This window comes from Luteibacter sp., from assembly GCF_036499525.1.
Lineage (GTDB): Bacteria > Pseudomonadota > Gammaproteobacteria > Xanthomonadales > Rhodanobacteraceae > Luteibacter.
On sequence record NZ_DASYDO010000050.1, the window covers coordinates 1 to 14,946 of the forward strand.

At 65.2% G+C, this 14,946-nt stretch carries 11 protein-coding genes and 1 pseudogene; 8 read left to right on the forward strand and 4 right to left on the reverse strand.

Going from position 1 to position 14,946, the window contains the following annotated elements; genetic code table 11:
* Positions 1 to 874: reverse transcriptase domain-containing protein (locus tag VGM71_RS09500; RefSeq protein WP_331544427.1), on the forward strand; the 874-nt coding region annotated here is incomplete at its 5' end.
* Positions 875 to 946: 72 nt separating this feature from the next.
* Here the strand turns inward: VGM71_RS09500 and VGM71_RS09505 are convergent.
* A pseudogene (locus VGM71_RS09505) lies at positions 947 to 1,057 on the reverse strand (transposase); the annotation flags it as partial.
* A gap of 85 nt (positions 1,058 to 1,142) precedes the next feature.
* On the opposite strand from VGM71_RS09505, the gene VGM71_RS09510 reads away from it, so the two are divergent.
* Complete coding sequence (locus VGM71_RS09510) at positions 1,143 to 1,883, forward strand: pseudouridine synthase (protein ID WP_331544429.1); 741 nt, start codon at positions 1,143 to 1,145, stop codon at positions 1,881 to 1,883.
* Here the strand turns inward: VGM71_RS09510 and kbl are convergent.
* From kbl to tdh, 3 genes are all read right to left on the reverse strand, one after another.
* Complete coding sequence (gene kbl / locus VGM71_RS09515; protein ID WP_331544431.1) at positions 1,880 to 3,079, reverse strand: glycine C-acetyltransferase; 1,200 nt, start codon at positions 3,077 to 3,079, stop codon at positions 1,880 to 1,882. The two genes, VGM71_RS09510 and kbl, sit on opposite strands and share 4 nt — an antisense overlap.
* Positions 3,080 to 3,155: 76 nt before the next feature.
* Positions 3,156 to 6,761, reverse strand: a complete 3,606-nt coding sequence (locus VGM71_RS09520; RefSeq protein WP_331544433.1) for a DUF748 domain-containing protein — start codon at positions 6,759 to 6,761, stop codon at positions 3,156 to 3,158.
* An 86-nt stretch (positions 6,762 to 6,847) separates the two neighbouring features.
* The gene (gene tdh, locus VGM71_RS09525; RefSeq protein ID WP_331544435.1) at positions 6,848 to 7,882 is read right to left on the reverse strand and encodes an L-threonine 3-dehydrogenase; all 1,035 of its coding nucleotides are present in this window, start codon (positions 7,880 to 7,882) and stop codon (positions 6,848 to 6,850) included.
* An 843-nt stretch (positions 7,883 to 8,725) separates the two neighbouring features.
* On the opposite strand from tdh, the gene miaA reads away from it, so the two are divergent.
* The 6 genes from miaA to VGM71_RS09555 form a co-directional block, all read left to right on the forward strand.
* Positions 8,726 to 9,706 carry a tRNA (adenosine(37)-N6)-dimethylallyltransferase MiaA gene (gene miaA, locus VGM71_RS09530; RefSeq protein WP_331544437.1) on the forward strand — a complete coding sequence of 327 codons (981 nt, stop codon included), beginning with the start codon at positions 8,726 to 8,728 and terminating at the stop codon, positions 9,704 to 9,706.
* Between the two features lie 89 nt (positions 9,707 to 9,795).
* Positions 9,796 to 10,056, forward strand: a complete 261-nt coding sequence (gene hfq / locus VGM71_RS09535) for an RNA chaperone Hfq (RefSeq protein ID WP_331544439.1) — start codon at positions 9,796 to 9,798, stop codon at positions 10,054 to 10,056.
* Positions 10,057 to 10,150: 94 nt separating this feature from the next.
* Complete coding sequence (gene hflX / locus VGM71_RS09540; protein WP_331544441.1) at positions 10,151 to 11,449, forward strand: ribosome rescue GTPase HflX; 1,299 nt, start codon at positions 10,151 to 10,153, stop codon at positions 11,447 to 11,449.
* Positions 11,450 to 11,663: 214 nt separating this feature from the next.
* Entirely contained in the window at positions 11,664 to 12,797 is a 1,134-nt protein-coding gene (gene hflK / locus VGM71_RS09545; protein ID WP_331544443.1) for an FtsH protease activity modulator HflK, read from the forward strand.
* A complete protein-coding gene (gene hflC, locus VGM71_RS09550) occupies positions 12,794 to 13,663 on the forward strand; it encodes a protease modulator HflC (protein WP_331544445.1) in 870 nt (289 codons plus the stop codon). Before hflK ends, hflC begins: the two co-directional genes overlap by 4 nt.
* A gap of 50 nt (positions 13,664 to 13,713) precedes the next feature.
* Positions 13,714 to 14,946 (forward strand): adenylosuccinate synthase (locus VGM71_RS09555; RefSeq protein WP_331544447.1); only part of this gene is annotated, 1,233 nt, incomplete at its 3' end.

Below are 14,946 nucleotides of genomic sequence, written 5' to 3' on the forward strand. Positions count from 1 at the left end.
ATGGGTGGTGGACATCGATCTGGAAGCGTTCTTCGATCAGGTCAACCACGACATTCTGATGTCGCGGGTGGCCCGGCACATCGACGATGAGCGGGTGCTCAAGCTGATCCGTCGTTATCTGGAAGCGGGCCTGATGCGTGACGGGGTGTCCACGGCACGCGATAACGGCACGCCGCAAGGCGGGCCGCTGTCGCCGTTGCTGTCGAACATCCTGCTTACCGACTGGGATCGCGAACTGGAGAAACGTGGACACGCGTTCTGCCGCTACGCCGACGACTGCAACATCTACGTCCGCAGCGAAGCGGCAGGGCAGCGGGTTATGGCGAGCATGAAGGCCTTCCTTCAGGACCGGCTGCGACTGCTCGCCAGTGAGGCGAAAAGTGCCTGCGACCGCCCTTGGAAACGGACGTTTCTGGGATACACCCTGACCTATGCCAGTGGTCGGATCAGACTCAAGGTCGCACCGAAAAGTGTGTCCCGCCTGACCGGCCGTGTGCGCGCGTTACTACGTCAGGGCCGTGGACGTAGTCTTATCCACACCATCGAAACACTGAATCCAGTGCTTCGGGGATGGATCGGCTACTTCCAGCTCAGCGAGAACAAGGCGGTATGGAAGGACCTCGACGGATGGTTGCGGCGTCGGCTGCGTTGCCAGCTATGGCGACAGGCCAAGACGTGTCAGCGACGTACCGTGTTACTGCGCCGCGGTGGTCTGGCGGAGGCAAGGGCCTGGCACTCGGCCCGCAACGGGCATGGCCCGTGGTGGAACAGCGGTGCCAGCCACATGAATCACGCCTTCCCCAAACGCTTCTTCGACCGGCTGCGACTGGTCTCACTGGTCGATAGCAGCCGGCATCTCCAGCGTCACTCGTGAACCGCCGTATGCGGAACCGCACGTACGGTGGTGTGGGAGGGGGCCGGGTTAGCCGGCTCCCTACCCGATTCTTCACGCATTATCGGGGAAGGCCGCGCGGATCTTGAGGAAGAAGTACGCGCTGTCGCGGTAACCGTAGGCCACGAGCTTCATGACCTTGATGCGGTTATTGATGCCTTGCACGGTGTTCCAGTGTAGGCGTCCCATGCGCGATACCGGCAGACGTCCGGCAAGGTCGTTGGCCTTGCGATCCGTTATCCTGCGCTGCATGTCTCTGCCTCCGCGCCGTCGCTCCACTCCCGTCCACGGTCTTGCACGCACTCTCTCGAAGCGCGGCATCTGCTCGCGCAGCCAGGGCGAACGGATGGTGCGGGAAGGACGTGTGCGCGTGGATGGGCGTGTCGTTCGCGAGCCGGAATGGCCGATCGCCGGGCATGAACGGATCGACGTGGACGGCGCGTCGGCATCGGCGCCGGCGCCTGCTTACGTTGCTCTGAACAAACCGCGCGGTATCGTTGTATCCGCTGCGGACGAGCGCGGGCGCGATACCGTGTATTCACTCCTGGAAGCGGCTGGGCTGCCCTGGCTGGGACCGGTAGGAAGGCTCGACAAGGCAAGCGAAGGCCTTCTGTTGATGAGCAACGACACCGTGTGGGCCGCGGGTATCACCGATCCCGCCACGCATGTGCCGAAGACCTATCACGTGCAGGTGGCGGGAAAACCCGACGAGGCAACCATTGCCGCCATGTTGGAAGGTGTCGTCGATGCCGGCGACGTATTGCGCGCCGGCGCGGCCTCGTTGTTGCGCCAGGGCGAGCGCAACGCATGGCTCGAGGTCACGCTGGACGAAGGCCGCAACCGGCATATCCGGCGACTGCTGGCGATCCTGGGTTTCGACGTGCAGCGGCTGGTGCGGATCGCAATTGGCAACCTGGCCCTCGGCGGATTGCCGAAGGGCCAGTGGCGCCACCTGGACGCCGGCGAGGTGACGGCGCTGCGTCGGCGTTAGCCCTCCAGCACGCCGAGCTTCCTGCCGACCTTGGTGAACGCGGCAATGGCGCGATCGAGGTGCTCGCGCGTATGCGCCGCACTCATTTGCGTGCGGATGCGCGCCTGGCCCTGCGGCACGACGGGGAAGAAGAAGCCGGTAACGTAGATGCCTTCCTCGAGCAGTTCCGAGGCCATGGCCTGGGCCTGCTTCGCGTCGTAGATCATCACCGGCACGATCGGGTGCTGGCCGGGGCGGATATCGAAACCCGCTTCGGTCATCTTCTCGCGGAAGTAGCGGGTGTTTTCCTTCAACCTCTCGCGCAGTTCGCCGGCCGTGGCGAGCATGTCGAACACCTTGATGCCCGCGGCGACCACGTGAGGCGGCAGCGAGTTCGAGAACAGGTACGGGCGCGAGCGCTGGCGCAGCATTTCGATCACTTCGCGGCGACCCGTCGTGAAGCCGCCGAGCGCGCCGCCGAGCGCCTTGCCCAGCGTGCCGGTGAAGATGTCGATCTTGTCCATCACGCCATGCAGTTCCGCGGAGCCGCGGCCGGTGTCGCCGAGGAAGCCGGTGCAATGGCATTCGTCGATGTGCACGAGCGCGCCGTACTTGCGGGCCAGCGCAGTGATCTGGTCGAGCGGGGCGACGAAGCCGTCCATGGAAAACGCGCCGTCGGTGGTAATCAGCTTGGTGCGTGCGCCGGCAGCGTCGGCCGCCTGCAGCTGCGCCTCGAGGTCAGCCATGTCGCAGTTGGCATAGCGGAAGCGCTTGGCCTTGCACAGGCGGATGCCGTCGATGATCGACGCATGGTTCAGCGCGTCTGAGATCACGGCGTCCTCTTCACCCAGCAGCGGCTCGAAGAGACCGCCGTTGGCGTCGAAGCAGGCGGCATAGAGGATGGTGTCCTCGGTGCCGAAGAAGTCGGCGATCTGCCGCTCCAGCGCCTTGTGCAGGTCCTGTGTGCCGCAGATGAAGCGCACGCTGGCCATGCCGAAACCGTGCGTGTCCAGCGCGTCCTTCGCCGCCTGGATCACACCGGGGTGGTCGGCCAGCCCAAGGTAGTTGTTGGCGCAGAAATTGAGGACCTTGCGGCCCCCTTCCAGTTCGACCTCGGCCGACTGAGGCGAGACGATGACCCGTTCATGCTTGAACAGACCCTGCTCGCGGATGGATTCGAGTTCGCTGACGAAACGGGACTGGCCAGGGTAGGTCATGGTCGGTTAGGCCTTGGGTATAGGAGAACTCCTATTGTGGGGCCTTTACCCGGATGAGAAAACCGGACATCCCGTCTCAGTGCAGGCCGAAATCCACGCGCGTCGTCTTTCCGCCGTCGTCGATGCCCTTGGCATCCGTCTTGGGCGCCACGACGAACACGCGCTTGGCGTCCACCTTGCCCTGGAGCCATTGCTGCACGGCCCCGGCCCGGCGTTCCGCGAGGTGGCGCAGGGCGTCGGCGTCGACCGGCATATTGGCCTCCATCAGGGAGCGCATCTCGTCGGGCGGCAGGGACTTGCTCAGGCCGATCACATTCTTCGGCTTCGGAAACGAGGCGTGGCGATAGGCCCGTTCGAGATACTTCTCACGCTCCTCGTCCGTCGGCGGCGTGGTTTCGTCGTCTTTGGCGTTCACCTGCTCCTGGTGGATGAGATCGTCCACCATCACCGTGCGCAGGCCGGTTTCGTCCTTTGATGGATCGACGCGACCGACGATGTCGAGGTTGATCGAAGGCTTAGCGGCCAGCACTTTCACGATGTCCGCCAGCTTGGCCTGTCCGTCGGCATCGAGTACCGCGGAGCCGGGCGGGAATTCCACGTAGCCGAGATCCTGGCGTCCGCCTCCACCGCCGATGGACGCCAGGAGGCGGAACGGCGACGTCACGGCCTTTACGATGAGGTTGCCGATGGCACGCCAGACCAGTCCGCCGACACTGAACTGGGGATCGTCCAGCGACCCACTGACAGGAATGCGTACGTCGATGCGACCCTCGCTGTCTTTCAGCAAGGCCACGGCCAGTTTTACGGGCAGGTGCGTGATCCCGGGCCCCTCGATACGGTCGCCGAAGGTGAGCTGGTCGATGAAGATGTGGTTGTCGGCGGTCAGCTTGCGTTGATCGAGCAGGTAGTGGACGTCGACATTGAGCCGGCCCTTCGTGATCGGATAGCCGGCGTATTTGCCTGAATAGGGCGAGAGGTTGGCGAGCTGGATACCTTCTGCCTTGGCCGTGATGTCGAGGAACGCCACCGGCGTGAGGGGATTGACCGTGCCGCTGATGTCGACGGGCGCATTGTCGTCGAGTTGGCCCTGCAGGGTCAGCTCCGCGGGCGCCGCGCCACCGGTCGTGCCGAAGGCGCCAATCTTGCCGGTGAGCCGCGTCACGTCGGCGGTGTAGTTGGGCTTGATGAAGTTGTCGGTGTAATTGAGGTGACCCTTGGTCAGGCTGACCTGGCCGATGCGGATGTCCGCCGCGGGGACCATGGCCACCGGGGTGGGACCCGAGGCGGTGGGCGTGGGCGCCGGGGCAGGTGCGGCGGTCTCGCGTGCCTCGGTCACCGAAACCGCGCCCGTCGCGTCCGGATTGGCGACGACGTCCTGCAGGTTCAGCCGTCCATTCGCATTGATGATCACGCGTGCATAGAAGTCGTCCATCGCGAGGCCGCCGATATCGACGTGTGGCGCCTCTTCGCCGAGGCGGATGGTGATGCCCGATGCGCTCAGCGCGTTCCAGCGAAGGAAGTCCGCGTCGGTGACCTTGTCGAGCACGCGGACGCGGCCCAGGGTCGCTCCGCCGCGATAGGCAATGCGTGCAGGCGCCGCGCCCCGGTCCGCGTATCGAACGCGGCCGTCGAGGCTCAGCAGGCCGCTGGCGATGCGAACGTTCAGGGGCACGGTCACGAGCGATTGCAGCGGCGCCACGTTGAGCTGGCGTGCCTTGACCTCCAGTTGCGCGTCGAGCGGCCGTGGCTTCACCTTGCCCGTGACGGTGAATGCCCCCTTGCCCAGCGCTCCCTTGAGATCGAGGGTCACCGGTTGCTTCATGTCGTCGGACAGTCCGTCGATACCGAATGCCGTGGCTTTCAGCTCGATGCCATTGCGCTGGCCTTTCACTTTCGGATCGCGCAGCGTCAGCATGCCATCGCCGAGGCCGACATGGCCGATGCTCCATCGCCACGCCGCCGAGGGTGCTTCCGGCTTTCGCGACGCCGGTGCCGCCTTCATCAGGTGGGCCAGGTCGAGGCTACCGTCGGCGAGGCGCCGCAGGTCCAGCGCGAGGCCGTCGAGCGTGAGGCTGTCGAGGCGCGCTTCGCTGGTGGCAAGATCGACAAGGACGATCGCTGCCTTCATCGACTTCCAGGTCACCGGAGCGGCGCGCCCGTTGCGCGGAACGAGCCGGAAACCGTCCACGTTCGCCTGCGCCTTGGCGATCCGTACCGTGGCCGCTTCGCGCCAGTCGAGCGCCAGCTCACCGTTCGCCCCGAGGCTTCCGCCGGTGAAGTCGGCATCGAGCGGAGGCGGCGCCAGTGGGATCAGGGCCGCGAGCGACACGTTCGCCATCGAAAGCGTGCCGGTATAGCGGCTGGCGGCGAGATCCAGCGTGCCCTTCGTCGCGACGTTGCCACCGGCCATTCGCGCGGTGAGGTCGAGGTTCGCCACGGGGGCGGTCACCGTGCTCAGGCCATGGATGCCGCCTTGCACGCCTTCCAGCAGCAGGTGAGCGGGCGCAGGAGCGGAAAGGTCGGCATATTCGATGCGGGCATCCTTGAGCACCAGTGCGTCGACACGCACATCCGTGGGTTTCGCATCGGCTGGCGGGGGCGTGGATGAACTGCCGGTCAACGCGTCGACATTGCTGCGGCCGTCCGGCAGGCGCGCATAACGCACGCCGAATCGGTCGAGCGCGACGGTGCCGAGGCGATAACGCGATGTGAGCGGCTCGAGCGCGGTGAGTGCCGCGTCGCCGTGGCCCAGTTCGAGGAAGGGTGCTCCGTCTTTGCCGGTGACCTTGAGGTCGTCGACTATCAGGCGGCCGCTCAGGATCACGTGCGGCTTCGCATCCGCCATGGTAAAGCGCAGGTCGAGCAGGCCGGACAGCTTGCCGCTGGGCACCTCCACCGGAAGCGGCGTGGGCACGAAACCGAGGTAGCGGGGCAGGTCGAGATGGTCAAGATGAAAGCTCACGAGCGATTCGTGGCTGTCGGCGAACGGCTTGGTCTGCCCCTCGACGCGAAGTGGGCTGCCATCCACGTTCATCGCCAGCAACGGGCGCACGTAGATGTCCGTCGCACTGGACAGGCTCGCGATGAAGGGAATGCCGAGTTCGATGTGGTCGATGCGATGCGTGGCGCCCAGCACGCGATCGTCGAAGTCGACCTGACCCCCGTGGATGGCGATATTGGAGACGGCGAAGCGGGCCGTTGCTTCGTCGGACGTGACCGGACCCGAAGCAAGCCGATCGACGATATCCGAGAAGTTGAAGCGCTGCGGCGCGGTCCGTTGCAGGTGCACCTTCGGCCCGTCGACCTCGAGCGCGTCGAGGATCGGGGCGGCGCGGAAGAGCGACGCCCATGAGGCATTCGCGGTGATCTTGTCTACATCCACGAAGGACGACTTGGCGTCCGCTTCGCCGATGTGCAGGCGTTCGATCTTGAGCTTCAGCGTAAAGGGATTGAGGGAAAGCCCTCCCATCGTCACGGGGCGCCCCAGCGCGGCGCTGGCGCGTGACTCCACCTGCGCACGGATCAGGGGCGGGGCGGCGAAGAAGCCAAGCAGGCCGAAAACGACCAGGGCGACGACGACACCGGTGAGGATGCGCCGCGTCCGTCGTGACCGATAAAGGGCGAGGGCACGCTCCCGGCCCTGGTCCAGATACAACCTTCCCCTGATCTTGCGTGTTTCCATGCCGCCAACTCCTCGGACAACCCGGATTCCCCGGCGGAGTGTACTCGCCGGGAACCCCGTTGGAGGAGCGGATCAGGCAACGCGGATCACGTCCAGGAGCAGACGACCTTGCCGCACTGGCCGGCGTCCATCAGGTCGAAGCCCTTCTGGAAATCGTCGATAGCGATCTGGTGCGTCAGCACCTTCTGCAGCGGGAAGCCGGTGAGAACCATCTGGGTCATCTTGTACCAGGTCTCGTACATGCGACGGCCGTAGATGCCTTGCAGGGTGAGGCCCTTGAAGATCACCTTGTCCCAGTCGATGCCGGCGCCACGCGGCATGATGCCGAGCATGGCGATCTTGCCGCCGTGGTACATGCACTCGAGCATGTCGCCGAACGCGCGCGGATTGCCGCTCATCTCCAGGCCCACGTCGAAGCCCTCGATGTGCAGGTCCTTCACCACGTCCTTGAGCGACTGGTTGGCGACGTTCACCACGCGCGTGGCGCCCATGTCGGCAGCCAGCTTGAGGCGGTAGTCGTTGACGTCGGTGACGACGACGTTGCGCGCGCCCACGTGCTTGGCGATGCCCGCGGCGATGATGCCGATGGGGCCGGCGCCGGTAATGAGCACGTCCTCGCCGATCAGGTCGAACTCCAGCGCGCAATGCGCGGCGTTGCCGTACGGATCGAAGAACGCGGCCAGCTCGGACGGGATCTGGTCCGGGATGGGCCACAGGTTCGACGCCGGCATGGTCATGTATTCCGCGAACGCGCCGTTGCGGTTCACGCCGATGCCGAAGGTGTTGGGGCAGAGGTGCTGGCGACCGGCGCGGCAGTTGCGGCAGTGGCCGCACACGATGTGACCCTCGGCTGACACGCGGTCGCCGATCTTGTAGCCGGTCACGCCCGGGCCGATCTCGGCGACGCGGCCGACGAATTCGTGACCGATGGTGAGGCCGGGCGTGATCGTGCGCTGGGACCATTCGTCCCACTTGTAGATGTGCAGATCCGTACCGCAGATGGCGGTCTTCTCGATCTTGATCAGGACTTCGTTCGGGCCGACCAGCGGCACGGGCACTTCTTCCATCCAGATGCCTTGCTCTGGCTTGCGCTTGACCAGCGCCTTCATCGTCTGCTGCATGGGGCTCTTGGGTTCCGGGTGGGGAAGGTCCGCGGCGCGGACCGAAACCATCATTATATGACCCGATGCCCCCGCTTCGTGGTGCGCCGCGCCATTGCCAGCCGCATCGGGCCCGTCCAGGGGCGGAGGCGGCATCGCCAACGTCTCGTTGCCCCCGATCGCGCAGGCGAGCTAAACGATAGCCCCGCTGTTGCGGACTCATGTCTCAGCGGCTCCGCCGCATTTGGCCGGCCCGGCTTTGCCATCGTGTTGCGTTGTGGGGGTGAGGCAGGGGAGCCGCCGCGCGCCCCCAAGGCCGCCAAGTGCTCGCTCGCCCTTCGCCTTCTGCGCCATTCTCTCCCAGGGCGGCACCCGACGACGAGTCCCCTCCCAATGCGCCAGCGAACATGTAGGAGCGCGCCCTGCGCGCGACAGACCTTCGCCTCAGTCCCAGAGCTAGCGCGCCACTCGAAGTCATGGCCCCAAAACATGTCGCGCGCAGGGCGCGCTCCTACATCGATAGCGCGATGAGCGTTTTCGCATGAGTGATACGTGGGTCTCCAGGCCCCTGCCTTTGCAGGAGCGAAAGGCATCTATCCACAGCCAGTGTGGATACTCACTGCATAAGCATGTGGACAACTTGGTTTCGACCTTGCGCGCCATGCACTTGCGTCAACCTGATTACTAAATGGCCAGGTCGTCGGAAAGTACGATCCGCGAACGATATCCACAGCCAGTGTGGATACCCGCTGCATAAGCATGTGGACAACTTCTTTTCGACCTTGTGCGACATGCACTTGCGTTGCGCTGGTCAACGCGTGCCCAGCGCCGGTAACCTTGCCTTTGCCCACCACGCCTTCACGCATGACCATCGACGACCGCCCCCTCGCCATCTTCCTGATGGGCCCGACCGCTTCGGGCAAGACGGCGCTTGCCTGCGCGCTGGCGGACATGTTCCCTGCCGGCATCCTCAGTGTCGATTCGGCGCTCGTCTATCGCGGGCTCGATATCGGTTCGGCCAAACCCGACGCCGCCACGCTTGTGCGCTACCCGCATGCGCTCGTCGACATCCGTGATCCTGCCGAGCCTTATTCCGCCGCCGAGTTCCGCGACGATGCCGTGGCCGCCATGGAGCGCATTTCCGCGGAGGGCAGGGTACCCTTGCTTGTCGGCGGCACCGGTCTGTACTTCCGTGCGCTGCAGCGCGGCCTGTCAGATCTTCCCCAGGCGGACCCCGCGTTGCGCGAGCGATTAGCCGCGGAAGCATTGGTGGTCGGCTGGGGTGCGATGCACACAAGGATGGCCGCACTCGACCCGGTGGCGGGTACACGAATTCGGCCCGGCGACGCCCAGAGGATCCAGCGTGCCCTTGAAGTGATGGAACTTGCGGGGCGGCCGCTCACCGAACTGCAGCAGGGCGGTAGCGCCGTTCGCTTCCCCTGGCGAGTGCTGAAGCTCGCGCTCCTGCCGGGGGATCGCCGCACGCTGCACGAGCGCATCGAACAGCGTTTCGACGGCATGCTGGCCGCGGGCTTTCTTGACGAGGTGCGCGCCTTGCGCGACCGCGGCGACCTTCACGCCGACCTGCCCGCCATCCGCGCGGTGGGTTACCGGCAGGCGTGGGAGTATCTCGAATGTGAAGGCGATGCCACGGAGTTCCGCAACCGTGGTATCTATGCCACTCGTCAACTCGCCAAGCGGCAGATCACCTGGCTGCGCGGCGAGATGGACGCCCGAACGTTTGACCCGGACCGGGGGGATCCGTTGCCCGAGGTCAAGCGTGCGGTGGAGCAGTTCGTTGGAATGCCGAAGCCATCACGATCGCGGCTTCCAGCGGGCATTTAAAAGCAGTTAAGATTCAGGGCACTTGGGCCGGGGCGTCGTCAGGCGTTTTTTTACCCGGACCCGTATGAGTAGCGTAGGGGAGAAAAAGAATGTCCAAAGGGCAATCGTTGCAAGATCCATTTCTGAACGCACTGCGCCGCGAGCGTGTACCGGTCGCCATTTACCTGGTGAACGGCATCAAGTTGCAGGGCACCATCGAGTCGTTCGACCAGTTCGTGGTGTTGCTGCGCAACCAGGTGAGCCAGATGGTGTACAAGCACGCCATCTCCACGGTCGTCCCGAGCCGGAACGTACGGGTCGGCGGCCACGAGAACCACGGGGATGCCGCGCCTGGCGACGGCGAGGGTTGAGGGGCCTTCGGCGGAATCCCATATAGAGACGAATGGGTGCGCGTATGCTCCCGGGCTACGCGCACCCTTACTCCACATGAGGTCATTCCCCTAAGTGTTCGACAGACAAAAGAAAGGCGAGCGCGCCGTACTGGTATTGCCGCATTCCCGCGGCGAAGGCGATGCGGTCCGTCGCGGCGAGGAATTCGCCGAACTGGTGTCCTCGGCCGGTGCCGAGATCCTGGCCAGCATCCCGGCGCGCGTGGACGTGCCCAACCCTCGTTTCTACATCGGCAGCGGCAAGGCGGAAGAGGTGGCCGAGGCCGTACGCGCGCTCGAGGCCGATCTGGTCCTGGTCGACCACGTGCTCAGCCCCGTGCAGGAGCGCAACCTCGAAAAGCACCTCAAGGCGCGCGTGGTCGACCGCGCGGGCCTGATCCTGGACATCTTCGCTCAGCGGGCCCGCTCGCACGAAGGCAAGCTGGAGGTGGAACTGGCCCAGTTGAAGCACCTGGCCACGCGCCTCGTGCGGGGGTGGACCCACCTCGACGCCCAGCGCGGCGGCGCCATAGGCAACCGTGGCCCGGGTGAAACCCAGCTGGAAACCGACCGCCGCCTCCTCGCGGAGCGGGTGAAGATGCTGACCAGGCGCCTGGAGAAGGTCGGGGTGCAGCGCGACCAGCAGCGCCGCGCGCGCCTGCGCAATACCGTGCCGCGCGTGGCCCTTGTCGGCTACACCAACGCAGGCAAATCCACTCTTTTCAATGTGTTGACCACCGGTGGTGTGTACGCGGCCGACCAGCTGTTCGCCACGCTTGATCCCACGGTACGCAAGATCGACGGGCTCGCGTGCGGCCCTGCCGTGGTGGCCGATACGGTCGGCTTCATCCGCGAACTGCCGCATGACCTCGTCGCGGCGTTCCGCGCCACTCTGGCCGAAGCTCGCGACGCGGACCTCCTTATCCATGTCAGCGACGCCTCCGACGAGGAGCGCGAACTGCTGGGCAGGGTCGTGAACTCGGTGCTCGAGGAGATCGGTGCCGGGGACGTGCCCCAGTTGTCGGTGATGAACAAGATCGACCTCGTGGAAGCCACGCCCCGCATCGACCGCGGGGACGACGGCAAGCCGCGACAGGTCTGGCTATCCGCCGCCACGGGAGAGGGGCTGGACGGCCTGCGCGAGGCGCTGGGAGAGCTCCTCGGCGGTGAACGTATCCGGGCCGGTCTTGAGCTTCCTCTCAGTGCCGGTCGGCTGCATGCCCGGCTGAAGGCGGCAGGCGCGATCGCCGGTGAGGCCGTTGACGAGCATGGCTGGCACCTCGATATCGACGCGCCGCGCTCGGTCCTGGCGCCGTTGCTGGGCGACGATATCGACGCACGATCGCTGCGCGAGTTGATCGAGCCGGCCCTGTAGGAGCACGCCCTGCGCGCGACAGGTTTTCGCACCTGTCCGCAAGCCGGCGCTCCAGCTCGGGGGCCCAGCCTCGAAACCTGTCGCGCGCAGGGCGCGCTCCTACGCGAAGCTTGCAGCCATCTGATAGAATTTGCAGTGTTTGCGTGCCCCATAGGCGCTTTCCCCGAGGCTTTGAAGCCACCCACCCTCCGGTCCCCGAAGGAGACTGCCGCCCATGGCTTGGAATGAACCCGGCAACGGCCAGAAGGATCCCTGGAACCGCAACCGGTCGAACGGGCGCAAGCCCGATTTCGATAGTGTGCTCAAGAGCCTCAGGGCCCGCTTCGGCCGGTTCGGCGCAGGTAGCGGCGGCATCGCCGCCGTGGTGCTCGTCTTCATCGTGGCCTGGTTGCTGGTATCCAGCTATACGGTGATCGACGCCCGTCAGGTCGGCGTGGTGCTGCGCTTCGGCCAGTTCTCGCGCATCCTGCCCCCAGGCTTCCACCTGAAGGCGCCGAGCCCCATCGAGACGGTCACCAAGGTCGAGACCACCCAGGTGCGCTCGGTGTCGGACAACGTCTCCATGCTCACGCGCGACGAGAACATCATCGCCATCGATTTCAACGTGCAGTACCAGGTGTCCGACGCACGGAAGTTCCTTTACTCCAACGCCGATCGCGAAGAGAACACCATCCACAACGCGGCGGAGGCCGCCGTGCGTTCGGTGGTCGGAGCCAACATCATGGACAACATCCTGACCACGCCGGGCGTCGACACGCCCGCGCCTGCCCAGGCGCCGGCCGCCGGCGTCGCCCCGGCCGCGAAGGAAACCCTGCAGCAGCAGACCCGCGACATCCTCCAGGCCACGCTCGACAAGTACGATGCCGGCATCCTGGTCACCGGGGTCAGTTTCCAGAACGTGTCGCCGCCCAAGGAAGTGAAGGACGCCTTCGACGACGTCAACGCCGCGCGCGAAGACAAGCAGAGCGAAGAGAACAAGGCCCGCGCCTACGAAAGCCAGGTGGTGCCGGTGGCCCGGGGAGACGCCGCGCGTATTGCCGCCGAGGCAGACGCGCAGCGCGTGGAGCGCATCGCCCGTGCCAACGGCGACGCCGAACGCTTCAACCTGTTGCTAAAGGAATATCGTTCCGCACCGGACGTGACCCGTCGCCGCTTGTGGCTGGAAACCGTTGAGGACGTGATGGCGGGCAATCCGAAGGTCATCGACGGCAGCAACGGCAAGAACATCATCCAGTTGCCGGTGGAACCGAATAACGCCGGGGTACGCAACGTGCCGGGTGTGGGCACGGTTATCCAGTCCGCGACCACCGATGCCAATCCGAATCAGCAACCGGGGGCCGTCCAGTGAAATTTGTTACCGGCCTCATCGTCGTCGCGCTCCTGCTGCTCGGGTTCAACAGCACCTTCGTGGTGAAAGAAGGCGAGAACGCGCTACTCCTGCAGTTCGGCCGCATCGTACGGGCGGACTACAAACCCGGCCTCCATTTCAAGATCCCCGTCGTGCAGCAGGTGATGCTCTTCGACAACCGCATCCTTGGCCTGGACGCCCAGCCCGAGCGCTACTTCACGCTGGAAAAGAAGAGCGTCAACGTCGACTTCTATGTGAAGTGGCGCATCGCCGACAACGCGTCGTATTACCGCGCCACCTCGGGCGAGCAGGTGCAGGCAGTTCAGCGTCTCACCCCCATCGTGAAGGACGCGCTGCGCTATGAGTTCAACGCTCGGCCGCTGGAGGACCTGATCGCCGGGGGGCGCAAGGACATTACCGAGCGCGTGCGCCAGCAGACCGACGCCGCCGCCCGCAAGAACCTCGGCATCGCCGTGGTCGATGTGCGGATCAAGCGCATCGACCTGCCCGACGAAGTCAGCGGCTCGGTCTATAAGCGCATGCGCGCGGAGCGCCTGCAGCTCGCCAACGAGCTGCGATACACGGGCCAGGAGAGTGCCGAAACCATTCGCGCCGATGCCGATCGCCAGAAGCTGGTGTTGCTGGCCGACGCCAATCGTGAGGCGACCAAGGTGAAGGGCGACGGCGACGCGCAGGCGGCTGCCATCTACGCCCAGGCCTATAGCCAGGATCCCGAGTTCTTCGCGTTCTATCGCAGCCTCGCGGCATATCGGAAGGCCTTCGCCGACGGCAAGGGCACCTTCGTCCTGAAGCCCGATTCCGAATTCCTGCGCTATCTCAACGACGGCCCGGGCCGCCAGCGCTAATACTGAATCCTTATCGCCCGCCAGGGCAACGAAACGAAGAGAACCGTCATATGGGCAAGTCAGTCGTCATTCTCGGTGCGCAATGGGGCGACGAAGGCAAGGGTAAGATCGTCGACCTCCTCACCGAACGCGTGGGCGCCGTCGCGCGCTTCCAGGGCGGCCACAACGCCGGTCACACGCTGGTGGTCGACGGCGAAACCTTCAAGCTGTCGCTGCTGCCGTCCGGCGTGGTGCGCGGCGGCAAGCTCTCGGTCATCGGCAACGGCGTGGTCATCGACCCGCACGCGCTGCTCGCCGAAATCGCTCAGCTCAAGAAACAGGGTATCGCGGTCACGCCGGACAACCTGCGCATCGCCGAGAATGCGCCGTTGATTTTGCCGCTGCATCAGGAACTGGACGCTTTCCGCGAATCCGCCAACGCCAATACGCGCATCGGTACGACCAAGCGCGGCATCGGGCCGGCTTACGAGGACAAAGTCGGCCGGCGCGCCATCCGCTTCATGGATCTCGCCGATCTGCCATCGCTCGGGCAGAAGATCGAACGGCTGCTCTCGCATCACAACGCGTTGCGCCGTGGCAACGGCCTCGCCGAATTCAAGGCCAAGGCGATCTATGACGACCTTGAAGCGTTGGCGCCAAAAGTGCTGCCCTACATGGACACCGTCTGGTCGCTACTCGACGCCAAGGTGCGCGAGGGCAAGCGCATCCTTTTCGAAGGCGCGCAAGGCGCGCTGCTCGACATCGACCACGGCACATACCCGTACGTCACCTCGTCCAACACGGTGGCGGCGCAGGCGGCGACCGGCGCGGGCGTCGGACCTAATGCCATCGATTTCGTGCTCGGCATTTGCAAGGCCTACACCACGCGTGTCGGCGATGGGCCGTTCCCCACCGACCAGATGCATAATGCCGTCGGCAAGAAGCTCGGCGAGCGCGGCCGCGAATTCGGCACCGTCACCGGGCGCGCGCGCCGCTGCGGCTGGTTCGACGCCGTGTTGGTGCGGCAGACGGTACGCACGTCCGGCATCAATGGGCTGGCGCTGACCAAGCTCGACATCCTCGATACGTTCGAGGAGATCAAGGTCTGCACGGGCTATAAGCTCGATGGCCGCGATATCGACTATCTTCCCGGCGGCGAACGCGCGCAGGCGCGGGTTGAGCCGGTCTATGAGACCATCGACGGTTGGGCCGAACCCACCGCCAAAGCGCGCTCCTGGGCAGATTTACCGGCGCAGGCGATCAAATATGTCCGCCGCGTCGAAGAACTGGTGGGCTGCCCGGTG

Coding starts and splice junctions, on each gene's coding strand:
- VGM71_RS09510 (WP_331544429.1), top strand. CDS start 1,143: ATGTCTCTGCCTCCGCGCCGTCGCTCCACTCCCGTCCACGGTCTTGCA.
- kbl (WP_331544431.1), bottom strand. CDS start 3,079: ATGACCTACCCTGGCCAGTCCCGTTTCGTCAGCGAACTCGAATCCATC.
- VGM71_RS09520 (WP_331544433.1), bottom strand. CDS start 6,761: ATGGAAACACGCAAGATCAGGGGAAGGTTGTATCTGGACCAGGGCCGG.
- tdh (WP_331544435.1), bottom strand. CDS start 7,882: ATGCAGCAGACGATGAAGGCGCTGGTCAAGCGCAAGCCAGAGCAAGGC.
- miaA (WP_331544437.1), top strand. CDS start 8,726: ATGACCATCGACGACCGCCCCCTCGCCATCTTCCTGATGGGCCCGACC.
- hfq (WP_331544439.1), top strand. CDS start 9,796: ATGTCCAAAGGGCAATCGTTGCAAGATCCATTTCTGAACGCACTGCGC.
- hflK (WP_331544443.1), top strand. CDS start 11,664: ATGGCTTGGAATGAACCCGGCAACGGCCAGAAGGATCCCTGGAACCGC.